The 16441-nt window shown below is 68.9% G+C and carries 16 protein-coding genes and 3 pseudogenes; 7 read left to right on the forward strand and 12 right to left on the reverse strand.

The window, feature by feature from the left end; all coding sequences use genetic code 11:
* Positions 1 to 12 precede the first annotated feature (12 nt).
* Positions 13 to 234: a hypothetical protein gene (locus FPZ41_RS03945; protein WP_322619812.1), complete on the forward strand. Its 222-nt coding sequence runs from the start codon at positions 13 to 15 to the stop codon at positions 232 to 234.
* Positions 235 to 421: 187 nt separating this feature from the next.
* Positions 422 to 1048, forward strand: a complete 627-nt coding sequence (locus FPZ41_RS03950; RefSeq protein ID WP_152859134.1) for a YigZ family protein — start codon at positions 422 to 424, stop codon at positions 1046 to 1048.
* A gap of 151 nt (positions 1049 to 1199) precedes the next feature.
* On the opposite strand, the gene FPZ41_RS03955 is transcribed toward FPZ41_RS03950, so the two are convergent.
* Both FPZ41_RS03955 and FPZ41_RS50155 read right to left on the reverse strand, forming a co-directional pair.
* Positions 1200 to 1766, reverse strand: coding sequence for an SMI1/KNR4 family protein (locus tag FPZ41_RS03955; RefSeq protein WP_322619800.1), 567 nt, complete (start codon positions 1764 to 1766; stop codon positions 1200 to 1202).
* Complete coding sequence (locus FPZ41_RS50155; RefSeq protein ID WP_152859135.1) at positions 1763 to 2113, reverse strand: transposase; 351 nt, start codon at positions 2111 to 2113, stop codon at positions 1763 to 1765. Before FPZ41_RS50155 ends, FPZ41_RS03955 begins: the two co-directional genes overlap by 4 nt.
* 923 nt (positions 2114 to 3036) lie before the next feature.
* On the opposite strand from FPZ41_RS50155, the gene FPZ41_RS03965 reads away from it, so the two are divergent.
* A complete protein-coding gene (locus FPZ41_RS03965) occupies positions 3037 to 3387 on the forward strand; it encodes a rhodanese-like domain-containing protein (protein WP_152859136.1) in 351 nt (116 codons plus the stop codon).
* Between the two features lie 62 nt (positions 3388 to 3449).
* On the opposite strand, the pseudogene FPZ41_RS50160 reads toward FPZ41_RS03965, so the two are convergent.
* Positions 3450 to 3695 (reverse strand): annotated as a pseudogene (locus FPZ41_RS50160) (alpha/beta hydrolase fold domain-containing protein); the annotation flags it as partial.
* Positions 3696 to 3725: 30 nt separating this feature from the next.
* The gene (locus FPZ41_RS47890; protein WP_228022435.1) at positions 3726 to 3866 is read right to left on the reverse strand and encodes a hypothetical protein; all 141 of its coding nucleotides are present in this window, start codon (positions 3864 to 3866) and stop codon (positions 3726 to 3728) included.
* A gap of 419 nt (positions 3867 to 4285) precedes the next feature.
* Here FPZ41_RS47890 and FPZ41_RS03975 point away from each other — a divergent pair, with 419 nt between their 5' ends.
* Entirely contained in the window at positions 4286 to 5167 is an 882-nt protein-coding gene (locus tag FPZ41_RS03975; protein ID WP_152859137.1) for an SDR family NAD(P)-dependent oxidoreductase, read from the forward strand.
* Between the two features lie 879 nt (positions 5168 to 6046).
* Here FPZ41_RS03975 and FPZ41_RS03985 read toward each other — a convergent pair.
* The gene (locus tag FPZ41_RS03985; protein ID WP_152859138.1) at positions 6047 to 6694 is read right to left on the reverse strand and encodes an HD domain-containing protein; all 648 of its coding nucleotides are present in this window, start codon (positions 6692 to 6694) and stop codon (positions 6047 to 6049) included.
* Positions 6695 to 6765: 71 nt separating this feature from the next.
* Here FPZ41_RS03985 and FPZ41_RS03990 point away from each other — a divergent pair, with 71 nt between their 5' ends.
* Together FPZ41_RS03990 and FPZ41_RS03995 are read left to right on the forward strand one after the other, a co-directional pair.
* Positions 6766 to 7746 (forward strand): GlxA family transcriptional regulator, encoded by a 981-nt coding sequence (locus tag FPZ41_RS03990; RefSeq protein ID WP_152859139.1) that lies wholly within the window; start codon positions 6766 to 6768, stop codon positions 7744 to 7746.
* Positions 7747 to 7810: 64 nt separating this feature from the next.
* On the forward strand, positions 7811 to 8026 hold the full coding sequence (locus FPZ41_RS03995; RefSeq protein WP_407698746.1) for a hypothetical protein: 216 nt from the start codon (positions 7811 to 7813) through the stop codon (positions 8024 to 8026).
* Here FPZ41_RS03995 and FPZ41_RS04000 read toward each other — a convergent pair.
* The 4 genes from FPZ41_RS04000 to FPZ41_RS04015 all read right to left on the reverse strand — a co-directional run bounded on the left by FPZ41_RS04000 (position 8023) and on the right by FPZ41_RS04015 (position 12604).
* On the reverse strand, positions 8023 to 9015 hold the full coding sequence (locus tag FPZ41_RS04000; RefSeq protein ID WP_152859140.1) for a threonine ammonia-lyase: 993 nt from the start codon (positions 9013 to 9015) through the stop codon (positions 8023 to 8025). The genes FPZ41_RS03995 and FPZ41_RS04000 overlap by 4 nt on opposite strands.
* A 165-nt stretch (positions 9016 to 9180) precedes the next feature.
* Positions 9181 to 10623, reverse strand: a complete 1443-nt coding sequence (locus FPZ41_RS04005; RefSeq protein WP_322619801.1) for a DHA2 family efflux MFS transporter permease subunit — start codon at positions 10621 to 10623, stop codon at positions 9181 to 9183.
* A gap of 171 nt (positions 10624 to 10794) precedes the next feature.
* Positions 10795 to 11445, reverse strand: a complete 651-nt coding sequence (locus FPZ41_RS04010; RefSeq protein WP_152859141.1) for a DJ-1/PfpI family protein — start codon at positions 11443 to 11445, stop codon at positions 10795 to 10797.
* A gap of 91 nt (positions 11446 to 11536) precedes the next feature.
* Positions 11537 to 12604, reverse strand: a complete 1068-nt coding sequence (locus FPZ41_RS04015) for an alpha/beta hydrolase (RefSeq protein ID WP_152859142.1) — start codon at positions 12602 to 12604, stop codon at positions 11537 to 11539.
* Between the two features lie 404 nt (positions 12605 to 13008).
* Here FPZ41_RS04015 and FPZ41_RS04020 point away from each other — a divergent pair, with 404 nt between their 5' ends.
* Positions 13009 to 13959, forward strand: coding sequence for an alpha/beta hydrolase (locus FPZ41_RS04020; protein WP_152859144.1), 951 nt, complete (start codon positions 13009 to 13011; stop codon positions 13957 to 13959).
* A gap of 534 nt (positions 13960 to 14493) precedes the next feature.
* Here the strand turns inward: FPZ41_RS04020 and FPZ41_RS47895 are convergent.
* The 3 genes and pseudogenes from FPZ41_RS47895 to FPZ41_RS04035 all read right to left on the reverse strand — a co-directional run.
* A pseudogene (locus FPZ41_RS47895) lies at positions 14494 to 14640 on the reverse strand (aldo/keto reductase); the annotation flags it as partial.
* Positions 14641 to 14734: 94 nt separating this feature from the next.
* Positions 14735 to 15691: a CPBP family intramembrane glutamic endopeptidase gene (locus FPZ41_RS04030; RefSeq protein ID WP_152859146.1), complete on the reverse strand. Its 957-nt coding sequence runs from the start codon at positions 15689 to 15691 to the stop codon at positions 14735 to 14737.
* A gap of 77 nt (positions 15692 to 15768) precedes the next feature.
* Positions 15769 to 16380: pseudogene (locus FPZ41_RS04035) on the reverse strand (LuxR C-terminal-related transcriptional regulator).
* Positions 16381 to 16441 lie beyond the last annotated feature (61 nt).

Here is a 16441-nt window from a genome sequence, read left to right on the forward strand (position 1 = left end):
ACGTTGGTCGACGTGGTGCGTGTCATGGAGGCGCTGGCTGAGCAGGGCGTCACGGTGCTGTTCAAGGCGGATGCAGAACGCATGCGTGACGGAGTGAAGCCGTGGACGTTTGTCGCGAACGGTCTCCCCTTCCACGAGGGCTTGCTCGTGCGTACCGATGCCGCTTCGGTGGAGTCCTGCCTTGAGATCTGTTTGCCACAACTGCGTGAGCGGGGACTGGTCGTCCCTGAATGAGGGCGACTCCGCCGGCTGTGATCACGTGAAAACTGATTCGGCGGTGTCGGACAGAGCCGGGAAGGCCACGGTTTCGTCAGTCTCAGTAGACCCGGCTGGCCCGAGGCGTCGCAGTCCCGTACTCGAACGTCCCGCCTGGCGCATCTGCTCCGTCGGGACGCCCTCAACTACGGATTAGGCTGGCCCGATGCAGGACGAGTACCGCACCGTCGCCCGCGTGGGCGTGCACGAGACCGAGGTCAACCGCTCCCGCTTCCTGTGCGCGCTCGCCCCGGCCGCCACCGAGCGGGAGGCCCAGGACTTCGTCGCACGCGTCCGCAAGGAGCACGCCGACGCCACGCACAACTGCTACGCGTACGTCATCGGCGCCGACGCGGCCGTCCAGAAGGCCAACGACGACGGGGAACCGGGCGGCACCGCGGGCGTCCCCATGCTCCAGATGCTGCTGCGGCGGGACATGCGGTACGTCGTCGCCGTCGTCACCCGCTACTACGGCGGGGTCAAACTGGGCGCGGGCGGGCTCATCAGGGCGTACGGGGGCGCGGTGGGCGAGTCCCTGGACACCCTCGGGACCATCACCCGCAGACGTTTCCGCCTGGCGACCGTGACCGTGGACCACCAGCGCGCCGGCAAGGTGCAGAACGACCTGCGGTCCACCGGGCGCGAGGTGCGCGACGTGCGGTACGGGGAGGCCGTCACGATCGAGATCGGCCTGCCGGACGCCGACGTCGAATCCTTCCGCGCCTGGCTCGCCGACGCGACCGCGGGCACGGCGCGGTTCGAGCTCGGGGGAGAGGCGTACGGGGACGGGTGACGAGCCGTCGGCCGGAGCCACCACAAAAGGGGGCGTTACCGGAGTAGCTGCCCGTGCTGTCCGACCCGGCCGTTAGTCTCGGGGAGCATGAGGCTACTGCACAAATTTCGTGCGGGGTCGGGCCTGGTGCCGTAGTGCGGATGGGCAGGGCTCAGGCTGCAGCCAGCCATGCCGAGTACCAGTCTCGGAAGTCGGGTCCTGGAGTCAGTCCGCCCCAGCCAGGATCGTCGAACCACACATGGCCCACGTTCCTGCCTGTGATGACCAGACGGGAGAACGTGCCGCAGCCGCACTCCCCAATCACCAAACTCCCCTTCACCGAGTAGCTGGCGTTGCCGTTCCTCCCCGGCCCGGACCACGCCCTGGTGTGCGGAAACGGCGTTGCCAGGAAGTCCGTGCGTCGGCTCTCCTCTCGAAGGTCGTGCAGAGCCTCTTCGCCGTCTACTTCCTCTGTGAGGCCCAGGAGTCCATAGGCCGGTCCTGCTCCTCCGTCAGCGACATCCTTGAGGAAGCTTCGGTAGGAGTCGGGGAGCTTGACGCCGTGCCGCTGCTCGAACGACCGGATCGTCTCCTCCGCCAGGGGAGGCCGAAGCCGATATCCATGGTGTGAGGACCCGAAGCGCTGATGTTCGGGGTCCTCTTGGGCCATGGCGGCGACACGGGCACGGACCCGAGCGCCGTCCCAGGCGCTGCCTGCATCGGAGTCGTCACGGTTCACGCTGGCACAGTACTGGCGTTCTGACGCGTCATAGCGCCTGGACAAGCGTCTTGGGGCCTTGCCGGGAGGCCGGCGGAGGATTCGGAACTGCGGCCGTCGGCCTCACGGAGCCGGCTGCGAAGGGTGCCATGGATCCGCTCGACGGTCCCATTGTCGTGCCACCAGGTGAAGTGCCAATACACCGTCGGACGCGGAGCGAAGTCCTTAGGCAGCTGCCGCCAGGCGCACCCGGTCCGCACAACGTAGAAGATCGCGTCCACGATCTGCCTTGGCGGGTGCTTGCTTCTCCCGGTGCCCCCTTCGGCCCCACCCTCGCCGGCGGCAGCAACGGCTCTACCAACGCCCACTGCTCGTCAGCCAGGTCACACGGATATCAGCCCCCGGCACCGCTCACACGATGCCGGCCAGGTGAGCTGCCGGGGACAGGTCGAGGTGGTGCTGTTGCCTCCGCCGCCGATCCCAACGCAGACCCATGCCGCTGATGGAGCGGGGTGAGGGACCGAGGTCGAAGGGGACCCTGACGGGCGGAGGGTGCGGCTGGTGGGCCTCGGTCGCCCCGGAGAGCGACCGCCCCAGGAGGCCCGGACGGCACCATCATCAGGCTCATCGCCTCCCGCGACAGCCCGTGTGCCCGTACTTCAGCGGCCCGGCAAGGCGAAGCAAGTCGTGCCAGTGCGCCGCGACAGGTCGAGATCGGCGCTCCGGCAGGCGGGCGCCGAGCCCCTCTGTCGGAGAGGTCTGACAATGCGGCGCGTCTCTGCAGCTCCACAGCGGTCAACTCGCGGGTGGCCGACGCAGCTTCCGATCGTGCCGCCTCACCAGCCTCCGTACGGAAGCGAACGCCACGAGGCTGGGACCGAGCCCGTGCCACCGCCCGCGTCGACGCACAAGTTCGGCCCTCGGTCTGTCCGGGCAGGGGCGGTTCGTCGCACCGTTTCAAGCCAGACTGAAACACGGAAGGTGTGATTGCGTCGCAGCCTGCTGGCGGGAGTGGAGTGCACCCCACGCGTGAGTTACAGTCAGACTGAAATATTCGTGACCGAGTGAGGTGCCGTGACCGTCTCACCCCGGCCCACTGGTGCCGCCTTCCTGTTCGCCGCACCAGGGTCCTTCTGATGGATTTCTGTCGGAGAAGAAGCGGCGTCCGGTGCGTACTCTCAGCGTGCCGGGCGGAAGCCGCGGCCCATCCGTGTCATGGCGGGCATGCTCTCCAATCCTGTGCTGAGCGGGCCACTCGCGGTGACCGCGTACGACGGGAGGCACGGGGCGCATGAGTCTCCGGCACTACTTCCGACGGCCACCGGCCGTCACCGCCGCCGAGGCGGTCCGCCTTGTCGCGGACGGCGCGCTCGTCGTGGACGTCCGCCGCGCGTTCGAGTGGAACCGTGTGCACATCCCGGGTGCCGTGCACATGCCGCTCGAAGTGCTGCCCGAACGCTGCCTGGAACTGCCCGACGACCGCCTGCTCATCACCTTCTGCACCGGCGGTATCCGCTCCGCCGGTGCAGCGAACCTGCTGGTGGAGAATGGCTTCGACGCGGTCAACATGAGCCGCGGCCTCGTCGACTGGCGCACCGCCGGTGGGCCCCTCATCGCCGGCGAGAGGCATCCGCCTCCGTGAACTTCTTCAAGCGGCCGCATGGTGGTCGATACCGGCAAGGTTGGCGGCCGCTGCCCCGCCGGGACCGGGCCGTTCTCGCTCTCCGTAGCGCGGCGGGCGGTCACGGCGGCGAGCATGGCCCCCGCACTGTTGCCGCCGACCACGATCCTGTGCGGAACGATGCCGAACTCCTCGGCCCGCGTGTGACAGCGTTGTTGAACGCGGACAGCGCGTCGTCCACCCCAGTAGGGAACGGGTCGTCGGTGGCGAGCCGGTAGCCGGTCGACAGCATGCGGTGCCCCGAGTGCTCGGTGAGAAAACGGTCCCACGTGGAGGAGGTTGCCTCCAGGGCGTTGGGTTCACTTCTCAGGCCTGCCGGACGCCGTCACGGCCCATGTCGGCCGCCTTCCGGCGCGCAGCATCGGCGCGTTGTGCTCCAGCGTCGCGCGGTACGGCTCCAGTGGGTCGTCGACGACCAGGATCGAATCGCGGCCCGCCAAGGAGGCACCGCCAGCGGCACCGGCTTACCACTGGCCACCTTGTTTCTCTTTTCCGAAGTTGAAGTTTGACTGTAACCAAGTTTCATGCAGACTGTAACTCGTCAGGGGAGAACCATGTCGGCACATACCCACACGGCCAGGGCCACGTCGCCTGCACCGAACCACGCGCCCCGGGTGTCGGCGCACCAGGTGGCGCTCAACGGTGTCCACCACATCGACGACCACCGATGTGGCGCGCCATCAACGTGCGCTGCCTCGGTGCGGGCACTGGGGCTCCGGCCCTCTCGACGATCACGTTGCTGTCACCGCTCCCGTGGGCCGATCGTACGAGGGCCCCGACGTGCCACAGAAGGTCATCGGACACAGCTTGTTGCATCCCGGAGTGTGCCCCGTCGTAGTGACAGGGAGAAAGAGGAACAATGAACCGGCGCGCGCTCGTCACAGCGGGAACTGGCGGAATCGGTCTGGAGACCGCGGTGGGCCTCGCCGCGGCCGGATACGGGGTGACCGTGGTCGGCCGCGATGCGGTGCGGGGCGGCAGCGCCGTCGAGCGCATCAACGCCGTCGGCACCGCCACGGAGGCCCGGTTCGTCACCGCTGATCTCGCATCCCTGTCGGAGGTACGGGATCTTGCCGACCGTGTGACGGCGGACGGTGCCCTGAGCGTGCTGGTCAACAATGTCGGAGCGATGTTCGACGACCGGCGCGTGACGCCCGACGGCATCGAGGCGAGCTTCGCCCTCAATCATCTCAGCCCCTACCTGCTGACGGAGTTGCTGCTCCCCGCCCTGCGCGCCGGCGCTCCCAGCCGCGTCGTGAACGTCACCTCGGGCTCGGTCCGCATCCCCACTGGCCGCATCGACACCGCCGAGCAGCAAGGCGGGTACTACGGCCTCCACGCGTACGGCCGCGCAAAGCTCGCCAACCTCGCCTACACCCTGGACCTGGCGCAGCGCCTGAAGGGCGACGGCATCTCCGTGTTCGCCGCCGATCCCGGCGGCGCGGTCACCACCATGACCACCGGGACCATGTCCTCGTCCCGAGTTGTCGCCCCCTGGCTGCGGCCCTTCTGGCCGCTGGTCCACAAGGCCTTCCAGCGCACCACGTCCGGGACACCGGCGCAGGCCGCCCGCTCGTCGGTCGCCGCCGCGACCGACCCCGCCCTCGCCGGCCGGCCGGGACTCGTCGTCGGCCCTGACGGCCTGCCGCTCTCGCCACCGCGCCGTGCGACCGACCCCCGCCTGGCCGAGGCCGTCCGCACACTCAGCCGACGCCTCGCGCCGCCGACGGACGGAGACTGATGGCAGCCCTGGCCCGCTGACATGTGGCCGTGCCTGGCACGTCACCGGGCACCACGAGTCCCCGTCTCGCCGTGGAGCTGAGCCACCACGTCCGCCACACCATCTCGTAGAGGACACACTTGGCGCTCTGCAGGAGTGCTGAGGACTGGGGTGACCGAATGGTCCTTGCGTCGGGCCACCGCCACGGCGAAGACGATCGATGGCCCGGTGGAGACGCTGCGACTGTTCACACTGGTCAAGGGGCCTGCGATCAAGTGCAGGCCCCAGGCCATCAACAGGCCGTCAACCAGCTCAAGAGCGTCGTGCTCTGCGCCGACGCCGAGTTCCGTGAGTGGCAGCCTTGGCCGAGTACCTGCTCCAACGGGATTCCGTCGCTCATTCCGCCCCGGCACCTGGGCAAACTCGTCGGCTGCCAGCGCGAAAGCGTCAATGATCAGGTGGCTGCCAGGGCTTCGGCCGGAGTCAGCAGGGATGCGCGGACGGAGGGATGGACGCCGGCCGCCATGCCCACCGTCAAGGCGCCCAGGTGTCCACCCGCCACCGAGACGAGGGGGACGACACGGGGTCGGCCCCCGTAGGGGCGTACCCGGCCGTGGCGAGGATGCCCCACAACGTGCCGCCAGGCCGCCCAGGCCGGACCGTCGCTCGGTCATCCGCCATGCGCTGTTCCGTCAAGAGCCGACGTGCGGCGTCAGCGCCGTCGACCTCGAAACGCGGTCAGGTCTCGGACAACTCAGTACGGAGAAGTCTGCGAATGGCGCCACCGGGTCAACCGGTGGCGATAATGCCGACCGGCGGTCGCTCGGTATCCGCCGCAGGGGGAATCCCCCGGCCGATGAGTTCTTTCGAGCCGGGAGATGCCCTGCCGATCACGCAACCTCAGACCGCGCCCCACCGGGACACGAAACTCAGGTCGAACCCGTGAACGGAACGGTAGAAGTAGTCCGCGGTCGACAGATGCGGCGCCTTGACGGGGCGGTTGCGCTCCGCCTGTTCGATGATCAACTGGCCGATGGCCGTGTTGATGTCCAGCCGGGGGAACGCTTCATTGATCACAGCGGCCTCCTCGTCGGAGAGGAAGTCGGACTCGTATCCGAAGTCGACCCCGGTGCCGGCGCTCGCGAGGTCGCAGACGATACCGCGGCGTTGTGTGATGCCAGGGCTGGTGTGGAGCGCGATCGCGTCCCAGACGACGTCCCTCACCTCGGACGGAACCCCATGGCGGGCCAGGAGTTCCACGGCCATGTCGGCGCCGGCGACCTCGAAACGGTCCGGCCGGGCCTCGCCCTGGTCCGACAGCCCGAGGTCATGCAGCACCGCCGCGAAGAACAGCGCGTCGTCGTCGTAATCGACGTCCCGGCGCAGTCGGCGGAAGTCGGCAACCTTGAGAGCGAAGAAATAGCTACGGAGGCTGTGATGCGCGATGGAGGGGGCTTCGAGCTCAAGGACATGCTCGACGACGGCTTGGCGGAGGGGAGAGGAGGCGAGGTCCGGAAGGGACAGCCCTGATGCGTTACTGATGGTCATGCAGCCACAGTGGCTGACCCTGGCATGGTTCGACGACTGGCAGGACTGCCATTCAGCGATAGATTCTTGACATGACAGGTCATCGCGTCTCGATCCTCGCTCTCGACGGGGTGCTCTCCTTCGAACTCGGTATGCCGCTCACGATCCTTCAGTCCCTGGGTGACCTCTACTCGGTGTCCGTGGTGACACCGACCGAAGCAGGTGTCACCACGGACAGCGGACTGCGACTCTCCTCGGCCGGTTCGCTGACGGAGTTGGCGACAGCGGACACCGTCATTGTCCCCGCCTACGCGTTCGAACGCGGCATCCCGGAGGACGTCGCCGAGGCGCTGCGCACCTGCCACGAGCGGTCCAAGCGGGTGGTCTCACTCTGTGTGGGCGCCTTCGCGCTCGCCCAGTCCGGCCTCCTCACGGGACGAAGGGCGACGACCCACTGGATCCAGACGGAGCGCCTCGCCCGGGAGCACCCGGACATCACCGTCGACCGCGACGTGCTCTTCGTCGACGAGGGGACCGTGCTCACCGCCGCCGGCACCTCCGCCGGAATCGACCTCTGCCTGCACCTGGTCCGCAAGGACTTCGGAGCGGCCACCGCCAACCAGGCCGCGCGCAACACGGTGGCCGCACCCCACCGCGACGGCGGACAGGCGCAGTTCATCGAGCATCATCTCCCCGACGCCGTCGGTACGTCCCTTGCCGACACCCGCACCTGGGCGTTGAAGCACCTGGCCGAACCTCTCCTGCTCCGCGACCTCGCCGACCACGCGCACCTGTCCGAGCGCACCTTCATCCGCCGCTTCATCGCCGAGACCGGGCTCCCCCCGATGAAATGGCTCCAACTGGCACGGATCGACCACGCCAAGCAGCTGCTCGAACGCAGCGACGCGACAATTGACACGATCGCCCGTCTCAGCGGTCTCGGCACGGCAGCCAACTTCCGCACACACTTCACCCAGCACTGCGGACTGCCCCCTTCGGCATACCGCAACATGTACTCCGGCGGCGGTGACAGACCGGCGTCGCCGGAGCAGCCGACGTCTCGTGGTCGTTGACGTTCACGGGCGAGTCGGCAGGTCAGGCCGCGCTGGGGGAGGGCAGTCGGTCCTCGCCCCGGGCGTGGCCACCCGGGGCACCCTGTTCCTGTTCCTCTTTCTGTTCCTGTCCCTGGTCCCGGACATGGGCATGCGCGACGCCCTGGTCCGGACACTCCTGGCCCAACTCGCGGGCGTGGCCCTGACGATCGCCCTCAGCGTGCGACTGCCGCGCAGGGTCGGCCAGGGCGGCGCGGCAGACGCTTCGGGCGGACGACGGGAGTGTGACGACAGGACCTAGTGGGCCGCCCCCTCCGGGGAAGCCGTGTGGTCCGTGCGTGCCGGGTCGGGGGCGAGCTCTCGCAGGAGGCCGGGGGAGAAATTGCCACCGGTGAGGATCGTGGCCAGGGAAGCGACACCGAGGTCGTGACGCAGTGCTGCGGCGATGCCAACCGCGCCCGAGGGTTCCAGGATCAGGCCCAGAGTGTCCCGCACCAACCGCAGCGCCCGTCGGATGTCCTCCTCCTCGACGAGGAGGACCTCGTCGACGACCTCGCGCATCCAGGCCACCGCCGCGGGCACCGGTACCCGTACGGCGATGCCGTCCGCCATGGTGCCCACCGGGCCCGTGGCCTCGGGCACGCCGGTGCGCCAACTCGTCGCCATGGCGGGGGCGCCCGCCGCGCACACCCCGATGATCCGGGTACGAGGTGAGCGGGCCTTCGTCCAGCAACCGATGCCGCTGATGAGTGCGCCGTTGCCGACCGGGACCACGATCGCGTCGAGCTCGAGCGGGGCCAGTTCCACGGCGATGGTGCCGGCTCCCTCCGCGATGAGCGGCTCGTCGCCGTCCTCGACGAAGACGCACTCCGGGCGGGTGCCGGCGTACGCCCGGGCCGCGTCCTTGGCGGCGTCGAAGTCGGCGCCCGACAGCACGACTTCGGCGCCCAGTTCCCGCATTCGAGCCACCTTGTTGGGGTTGGCGTCATGGGCGGCGAACACTGTCACCGGTATACCGCGGGCCCGCCCGACATACGCCATGGCCTGACCGAAGTTGCCGGCCGAGGCGCAGACGACATGCCGCGCGACCGCCGCTTGCCGCAGAAAGAGGTCCACTCCGCGGCCCTTGAAGGACCGGAGCGGGTTCAGTGACTCCACCTTGACCACGGTGTCCCGGCCGAGTGCGCGGGAGAGCGAGGGGTCCGAGAACTGGGGAGTGTGGAGGAAGGCGGGGTCGATGAGACGGGTGGCCTCGTCGATGCCGTCAGGAGACAAACGGGTTACGGTCATGACTCACCTTAAGTCGGCACTCGGCGTGTCGGAGGCGTGGTTCTGCAAGTGGTCCCGCCGGCCGTTGGAGTCGACGAAACGCGAGGCCGGGCGGGCCATGCCGGCCGAGCGGGTCCGCCACGGCCCCGTGTGGGGCAGGCCTCCGCGGCCAGTGCGGTCCCGTCCTCAGGGTTTTGCCCTCTCCGTCCTGTGTGCCATGTGTGCCTTGTGTGTTCGGGTGAGGGGTGCCAGCCCGGCCAGTACCAGGCCGACGCCGGCGGTACACGTGAAGGCGACTGCCAGTCCGGTTGAGTCCGGAGCAGTACCGGCTGAGGCGAGGGTGGCGATCGTGACGGATGCGGCAGTGCCGAATCCGGCTGCGACTTGTTGCAGGGTGTTGAGAATGGCGCTGCCATGGCTGTAGAGGTGCTCCGGCAGCGCGGACAGCGCTTCGGTGATCAGCGGCGTCATGAGGAAGGCGACCCCGGTCATGAACAGCACGTGGACGCCGATGGCTGCGGCCAAACCGGTGCCGCTGCCGAAGGTTGTGAACACGGCCAGGGCTGTGGCGATCGTGATCGCCCCGGGAACCACTACGGAGCGAGCGCCGACGCGGTCATAGAGCGCTCCGGCGGGGCGGCCGAGGATGCCGAGCATCAGTCCGCCAGGCAGCAGTGCCAGCCCGGCGGCGAAGCTGGTGCGGCCCAGCACTGTCTGGAGGTAGAGCGGGAGCAGCACGGAACCCGCCACGATGAGTGTCAGGAACATCAACGCCGCGAGCACCAGAGCCACCGAGAATCGACGGAGTGCCAACGGGCGAAGGTCGAGCAGGGCACGATCGGCGCGTTGCAGGCTCCGTTGCCGCACCACGAAGAGCAGCAGTGCGCCTGCTCCGGCTGCCGTCGGCCCCCATACGCCGAACGGTATGGCTGTGCGTCGTTCTCCCAGGGCGGACAGACCGTAGAGGATCCCACCGAACCCGATCACGGACAGGGCGAGGCTGGACAGATCCAGCGATACGACGCGCAGTGGGGAGGGCGCCCGCACGACGGCGGCTCCCACCGCGAGGGCAGCCAGCGCGAGAGGGAGCGTGATCCAGAAGATCCAGCGCCAGCCGAGATTGTCTATCACCGCGCCGCCGAGTGCGGGGCCCAGGGCGGGTGCGACGGCGACGACGATCGACGTGGCGCCCATGGTCGCGCCACGGCGGTGCGCGGGCACGTATCGCATCACCGACGTCATCAAAAGGGGCACCATCGTCGCGGTTCCCCCCGCCTGCACGATCCGTGCGGTCAGGAGCAGACCGAATCCCGGGGCGAGCGCGCCGATCAGCGCTCCCGTGCTGAAGACGGTCAATGAGCCGATGAAGATACGCCGCACGGAGAACCGGTCAAGCAGGTATCCGGTGACGGGCAGCACGATCGCCATCGCCACGAGATACCCACTGATCACCCACTGCACGGTTGCCGTGGTCAGGCGCAGGTCTCGGGTGAGCGAGGGCAACGCCACGCTGAAAACTGTCTCGTTGAGGAACATCACGAACGCTGCCACCACGAGCACACCGATGAGCAGTCCGGTTCGGTCCTCCTGTCGTGCTGGCGGTGTCGTAGCCGCGCTTATGCTGCTCACCGCTGCGCCACCCGTTCGCGCAGGCCGTTTACGGCATGGCCATCTCGGAGTACCAGGTCCCCGGCGCCGCCGGGCGCGGCCTGAACAGTGTTCAGGCCGCGCGTGTCGGTCACCTTTGCGCTGGGGCCGAAGCCCGCGCACGGCATGTACATGGGATGGGGTGAATCGCCGTCACGCCAGTGAAACCGGGGCGCCGGTGGCGCTCCAGACGGTGCCGCGCCGTTCGTGCCGGATGAGTTCCGAGACGGCGTGGGCAATGCGGGGTCCGACCTCGCGTTCGACCAGGTACAGCGCGAGGTCGATGCCCGAGGTGACGTTGCCGGAGCTGAGCAGGTTGCCGTCGTCGACCATGCGGGCCTCCACCGGGACAGCCTTCGTTCCGGCGAGGTCCTGGCCCCGCTCGTGAGTGACCAGCGGCCGGCCGTCCGCCAGTCCGGCGTGGGCGAGGAGGATGGAACCCCCGCAGACGGTGGCAACGGTCATGTCCGGGCGGGCCAGCGCCTCGCGCAGCCGGCCCGGCAGATCCGTGGACCCCGCCTGGCCGAGGATCCAGCCGATGCTGCCGGCGACGCCGGGATCCATCGAGAGGCTTCCCGCGGCGCCGGGGACGACGATCACGCTTTTCTTGTTCACGTTCACGGCGGAGGTCGCGGTGAGCTTGATCGACGGGAATCCACTGACCACTTCCCGTGCGCCTTCGGCACTGACGAACTCGGTGGAGACGCCTCCGCCGGAGAACTCGCCTGCGGAGTGGAAGACTTCGAAGGGTCCAAGGACGTCGAGGGGGTCGAAGCCGTCGTAGAGCGCGATCTGTACGTGCATGACACAAGTCCTTTGTCTCGTCATGGTCAGGAAGAGCGGTCGGTGAAACAGCGCCGGAGGTAAAGGAGGTAAAGGAGTTAGGGGAAACCGGTCAGCCCAGCATCCGGCGCAGCGCATGAGCACTTGCGGTGACGGCCTCGTTGAACCGGGGGCCGAGATGGACGAACGGCAGGAAGCCGTGCGGCAGGTCTGCTTCGCGGACGGCTGTGACCGGGACACCCGCGGAGCGAAGCTTGTCGGCGTAGGACTCGCCTTCATCACGCAGCGGATCGAATCCCGCCGTGACGAGGTGCGTCGGCGGCGTGTCCGGGGCGACCTCGCCGTGGAGGACCGACACATCCGGATCCGTACGGTCCACTCCAGGGGGAAGGTAGTGGTCATAGAACCAGAGGATGTCGTCGTCGGTCAGCAGGAATCCCTCGCCGTATGTGTCCCGGGACGGGTGACGATTGGCCAGGTCCGTGGCGGGATACAGCAACCACTGCCCCGCCGGGACGGGGCCGTGCTTCCGCCCGGCGGCACGACGGGCGGTCACCGCGGCGAGCGTGGCCCCCGCGCTGTCCCCACCGACCACGACCCTGTCCGGGGCGATGCCGAATTCCTCAGCCCGCGCAACGGTGTCGTCGAATGCTGCCAGTGCGTCGTCCACCGCGGCGGGGAACGGGTCCTCGGGTGCGAGCCGGTAGTCCACCGACAGCACTCGGTGGCCTGAGTGTTCGGCGAGAAAGCGTCCCACGTGGTCATATCCGGCGCGGCTGCCGATCACCCAGCCTCCGCCGTGGAAGAACACCAGCGCCCCCGACGCTCCTGAACAGGACGAGGATTCGTACAAGGTTGCTTCCAGAGCGTTCTGCCCGCCCTTCAGGCATACCTCGGACACCGTCACCGCCGGCGTCGGCCGCCGGCCGGCACGGAGCATCGGTGCGTTGCGCTCCAGCGCCGCGCGGGACAGCTCCGGTGAGTCCTCGACCACCAGAGCCGACTCCTTGTCGCCGAGGGAGCGGATCAGCAAGCGGACGTCGACGGCCAGTGCTTCACCATCCACGATGATCTCCGGTCCCGCCAGCGCCGACCGCACCCGATCCGGCAGGCGGCCCAGCAGTCCGACCATCACCTCCTGCGCCCGCACCCCCATCGGCACCGAGGTATCCCTGGCCATGCCGACCCCTCCCACTGAGTTACAGCTTGACTGAAAGAATGTTTCAGGCAGACTGTAACTCAACGAAGAGGGCCGCGCCAGTGAGTGCCAACGCGCCCCGGAGCCTTGCCGACTGCGCTGGACCGCCTGGGCCATCTCGCGGCACTCGGACACCTGCGTCGCCAAGCCGGTATCTCCTGCGAGTTCGCCCACCGGGCTGGGGACACCGCAAAGCCTGCGGGACACGATCCGGCTGACGGCGCCGGGCGTGCCCGAGGTGGGTTACCGGCGCCGTGGCTCCCGGCAGGCCAGGCAAGCGGTGATCGTCGACACGGATGCTGCCATCGCGCGGCGTGCGAGCCGACGAGCGGCTCGGTGCATCTCCGGCGCGGCCCTTACGCAGCGACAGGAAGAAAGAGGAACCGATGACGGTACCCATGGACACCGAAATCGCGGCCGCGCTGTCCCCGATCATTGCGGCGGCGGAGGCTGCTCCCCCGCTGGCGCCCGGTGACTGGCAGACCCGGCGGGAGGTGTTCGGCACGGCAATAGCCGCTCAGGCCGCAGAGCTCAACGTCCCTCCCGGCGTCACGGTGACACCCTGCTCGGCCACGGCCGGCGACGGGGCCGCGATCCCCTTGCGCCTGTACCAGCGGCAGGATGCCCAGGGTGCGTCACTGGCCGTCTACCTTCACGGCGGAGGGATGTTCCTCGGCAGCCTTGACACCCACGACACACAATGCCGCATCTATACACACCTCTCCGGCGTCGCGTTGCTTTCGGTCGGCTACCGCCTCGCCCCCGAGCATCCGCACCCGGTCCCCGTAGAGGACTGCTACGCCGCTCTGCGCTGGGCCGCGGTGAACGCCGCCGACCTCGGCATCGACCCCGCTCGCATCGCGATCATGGGAGACAGCGCCGGTGGTGGCCTCGCAGCCGCCGTGGCCCTTCTCTCCCGGGACCGCCGCGGCCCTGCCCTGGCAGCCCAGATCCTGATCTACCCCATGCTCGACGACCGGACCATCGTCGCCCAGCCCGACCTGGCCGACACGGCAACCTGGAGTGCGGCGGACAACCTCACCGGCTGGCGCTGTCTGTTGGGTGAGACGGCAGGCGGCCCTGACACCCCCGCCTATGCCGCCCCCGCCCGTGCCGACAACCTGGGCGCGCTTCCACCCGCATACATCGAAACAGGCCAGCTCGACCTCTTCCGAGATGAGAACATCGCCTACGCACAACGGCTCAGCCGCGCCGGAGTACCCGTCGAGCTGATCCAGTACCCCGCCGTACCCCATGCCTTCGACACCTTCGACCCCGCAGCAGCCGTCAGCCGCCGCGCGCTCGACAATCGCGTAAGGGCACTGGGCGCCCTGTGAGGGCCGGCCACCGGCTCTTCACACCGGGAGCCTGTTCGGGTCCGAGTGCCTCTTTCCCGATACCGCGGCCGACGCTTGTCGTGTTCCTCTTGCGGCGCCAGGACGAACTCCTCGGCCACTCGCCGCGCTGAACGCCACGAACCGATCACTCACCGCCCAATTCGCCATGCCCACCCTTTCCTTCAATCCACTGTGGACGGCATTCACCTTCCTGACGATCCCCCAGCCCGGCTCGACCGCAGGAGCATGACCATGAACCGCAACCGCACCCCCTCAAGATCGCCGCCCTGGTCGAACTCATCTCCCTGGCCGTCCTCCTCGCCAACCTGGTCACCGTTCACTGTCCCGCCGCGGCTTCCTTGGCGGGTCCCATCCACGGCCGCTGCCTACCTTGTCGCCATCGGCAGCGTTCTGCGCGACCCCATGCGCAGCCCCACGATCATTGCCGTCGACCAGATGCCCGGCAGCTTTGGGGCGCGCACGTTGATATGAGCCGACACAGTTGTCCGCGGCTCGTGTGGCGGGGTGGGCCGGCGTGGCGTTGGAGATGCCGAGGTGGCGGATCAGGCCCGCCGTACGCAACTCGGCCAACGCGCCGAAGTGTTCGGCGATCGAGCCGCCGCACCCGCGGCTCGGCGGGATGCGGAGGCTGACGAGGTTGACGGTCGGATCGCCGAGCTGCCATGTGGATGGGGATGAGAGTGAGGGTGAGGTCATGAAAAAAGCCTCCTCGTGGTGAGGAGGCCTCGGTGACTTCGGTCGTCGCCGTATCAGGTCAGCGCAGGCCCAGCCGCCCCCGCGTCGCCGCCAGGATCACCGCCGCCGCCAGCGCCGACGCGATCAGGAAGGCGTACTCGGTGGTCTCGATCTCCGCTGACGGGAACATGTCCGACCACGCAACGGAGAAGAAGTTGTTCACGCTGGTGTGCAGCAGCATGACCAGCGGCATGCTCTCGCGGGAGCGGTTGAACACCCAGGTCATCACGAAGCTGAACGCGAGCGTCGTCCCCATGAAGGCGAGCGGGCGGGAGGGGTCGACGTCCGGGCCGCCGTCCCACTCGGTGAGGAACAGCGGCAGGTGCCAGGAGCCCCACAACACACCCACGACCAGGGTGGCGACCAGCGGACCGAAGCGGCGCTGCATGTGCGGCATCGCGAACTCGCGCCACCCCGGCTCCTCGGCCAGACCCGTGGTGATCATCTGCATGATCAGGCCGGGGACGTACGCGGCGAGCACGGCGACCGGCGGCATCGCCGGGGCCTGGCCGGTCAGCGCGGCGCTGGTGATCGTCAGCGCGGCCGGTACCGAGAGCGCCACGACCAGGAACCAGCGCCAGCTCACCCTCAGCTTCGTCATCCGGCCCCGCCACGCCCGCAGTCCGGCGCGTCCCTCCGTGATGGCGGTGACCAGCAGCGCCGAGCCGATCGGGCCGAGGTAGGCACCGGGCAGGACGCCGAGCAGCTGGCTGCCGAGCGCGCCGCCGGGGAAGGTCCAGTGCCACAGGCCGACACCGTTCTCGGAGAGGATGTACGGCGTCCAGGCCAGCCAGCTCAGCCCCAGGGCCAGCGCGAAGAACCAGGTGAGCGGGCGGCGGCGGATGGCGGAGTGGCCTGGTGCCGAGGCCTGCTGGGGGAGGCTGGTGATCGTCTCCCGGGTGTCCCTTCGGGGAGGTCGAGCGGTGGCTCGGCGGCGGCTGAGCGGCCTTCGAGCGCCGCCCTTGCGATACCTCAAGCACACCAGCGCTGAGACCCCCGATCACTGCGGCGCACACCCCAACCCCGGGTACAGCAGGCTGTACCACCCCCTTACTACCCTCGTCGCCTGGCGTCCTCCAGGTAGTGCAGGACCGCCGCCACCCGGCGGTCCACCTGGTCGGCCGGGGACAGGTCGAGCTTGGCGAAGATGCTGCGGATGTGCTTGTGGACCGTGCCGTCCGTGACCACCAGCCGCTCCGCGATCGCGCTGTTGCCGAGGCCGTCGGCCATCAGGGCGAGGACGTCCCGTCCGCGCGGGCCGAGTCGTTCCAGCCGGGTGTCCTGGCGGGAGCGGGTAAACGGCTGGCCGACCACCTCGGGGTCGATGGCCGTATACCCGGTGCAGCGTGTCGAGGAACTCCTCGACCCGGCCGACCCGTTCCTTGAGCAGATAACCCGGTCCAGCAGATAACCGAGTCCGCCCCCCCGCCCGTGAGTAGCTCGGTGGCGAAGCTCTGCTCGACGTACCCGGACAGTACGAGCACGGCGAGGTCGGGCCGCCGGCGCCGGGCCTCCACCGCAGCGGATGCCCTCGTCGGTGGGCGGCATCCCTACGTCAAGGATCGCGACGTCCGGCTTGTGCTCCTCGATGGCGTCCAGGACCTCCTCGGCCGTCCCGGTGGCCGGGCCAACCGCGCCCGGGTCACGCTTGAGCGGCGCCGGCACCGCGGCGCTGTCCTCGTCGCCCTCCGCGACCAGCGCCAGCAGCCGGGCCACCCCGACCTCA

It is taken from the genome of Streptomyces acidicola, assembly GCF_009377235.1.
Taxonomy (GTDB): Bacteria; Actinomycetota; Actinomycetes; order Streptomycetales; family Streptomycetaceae; genus Streptomyces; species Streptomyces acidicola.

Coding starts and splice junctions, on each gene's coding strand:
- FPZ41_RS03950 (WP_152859134.1), top strand. CDS start 422: ATGCAGGACGAGTACCGCACCGTCGCCCGCGTGGGCGTGCACGAGACC.
- FPZ41_RS03965 (WP_152859136.1), top strand. CDS start 3,037: ATGAGTCTCCGGCACTACTTCCGACGGCCACCGGCCGTCACCGCCGCC.
- FPZ41_RS03975 (WP_152859137.1), top strand. CDS start 4,286: ATGAACCGGCGCGCGCTCGTCACAGCGGGAACTGGCGGAATCGGTCTG.
- FPZ41_RS03985 (WP_152859138.1), bottom strand. CDS start 6,694: ATGACCATCAGTAACGCATCAGGGCTGTCCCTTCCGGACCTCGCCTCC.
- FPZ41_RS03990 (WP_152859139.1), top strand. CDS start 6,766: ATGACAGGTCATCGCGTCTCGATCCTCGCTCTCGACGGGGTGCTCTCC.
- FPZ41_RS04000 (WP_152859140.1), bottom strand. CDS start 9,015: ATGACCGTAACCCGTTTGTCTCCTGACGGCATCGACGAGGCCACCCGT.
- FPZ41_RS04010 (WP_152859141.1), bottom strand. CDS start 11,445: ATGCACGTACAGATCGCGCTCTACGACGGCTTCGACCCCCTCGACGTC.
- FPZ41_RS04015 (WP_152859142.1), bottom strand. CDS start 12,604: ATGGCCAGGGATACCTCGGTGCCGATGGGGGTGCGGGCGCAGGAGGTG.
- FPZ41_RS04020 (WP_152859144.1), top strand. CDS start 13,009: ATGACGGTACCCATGGACACCGAAATCGCGGCCGCGCTGTCCCCGATC.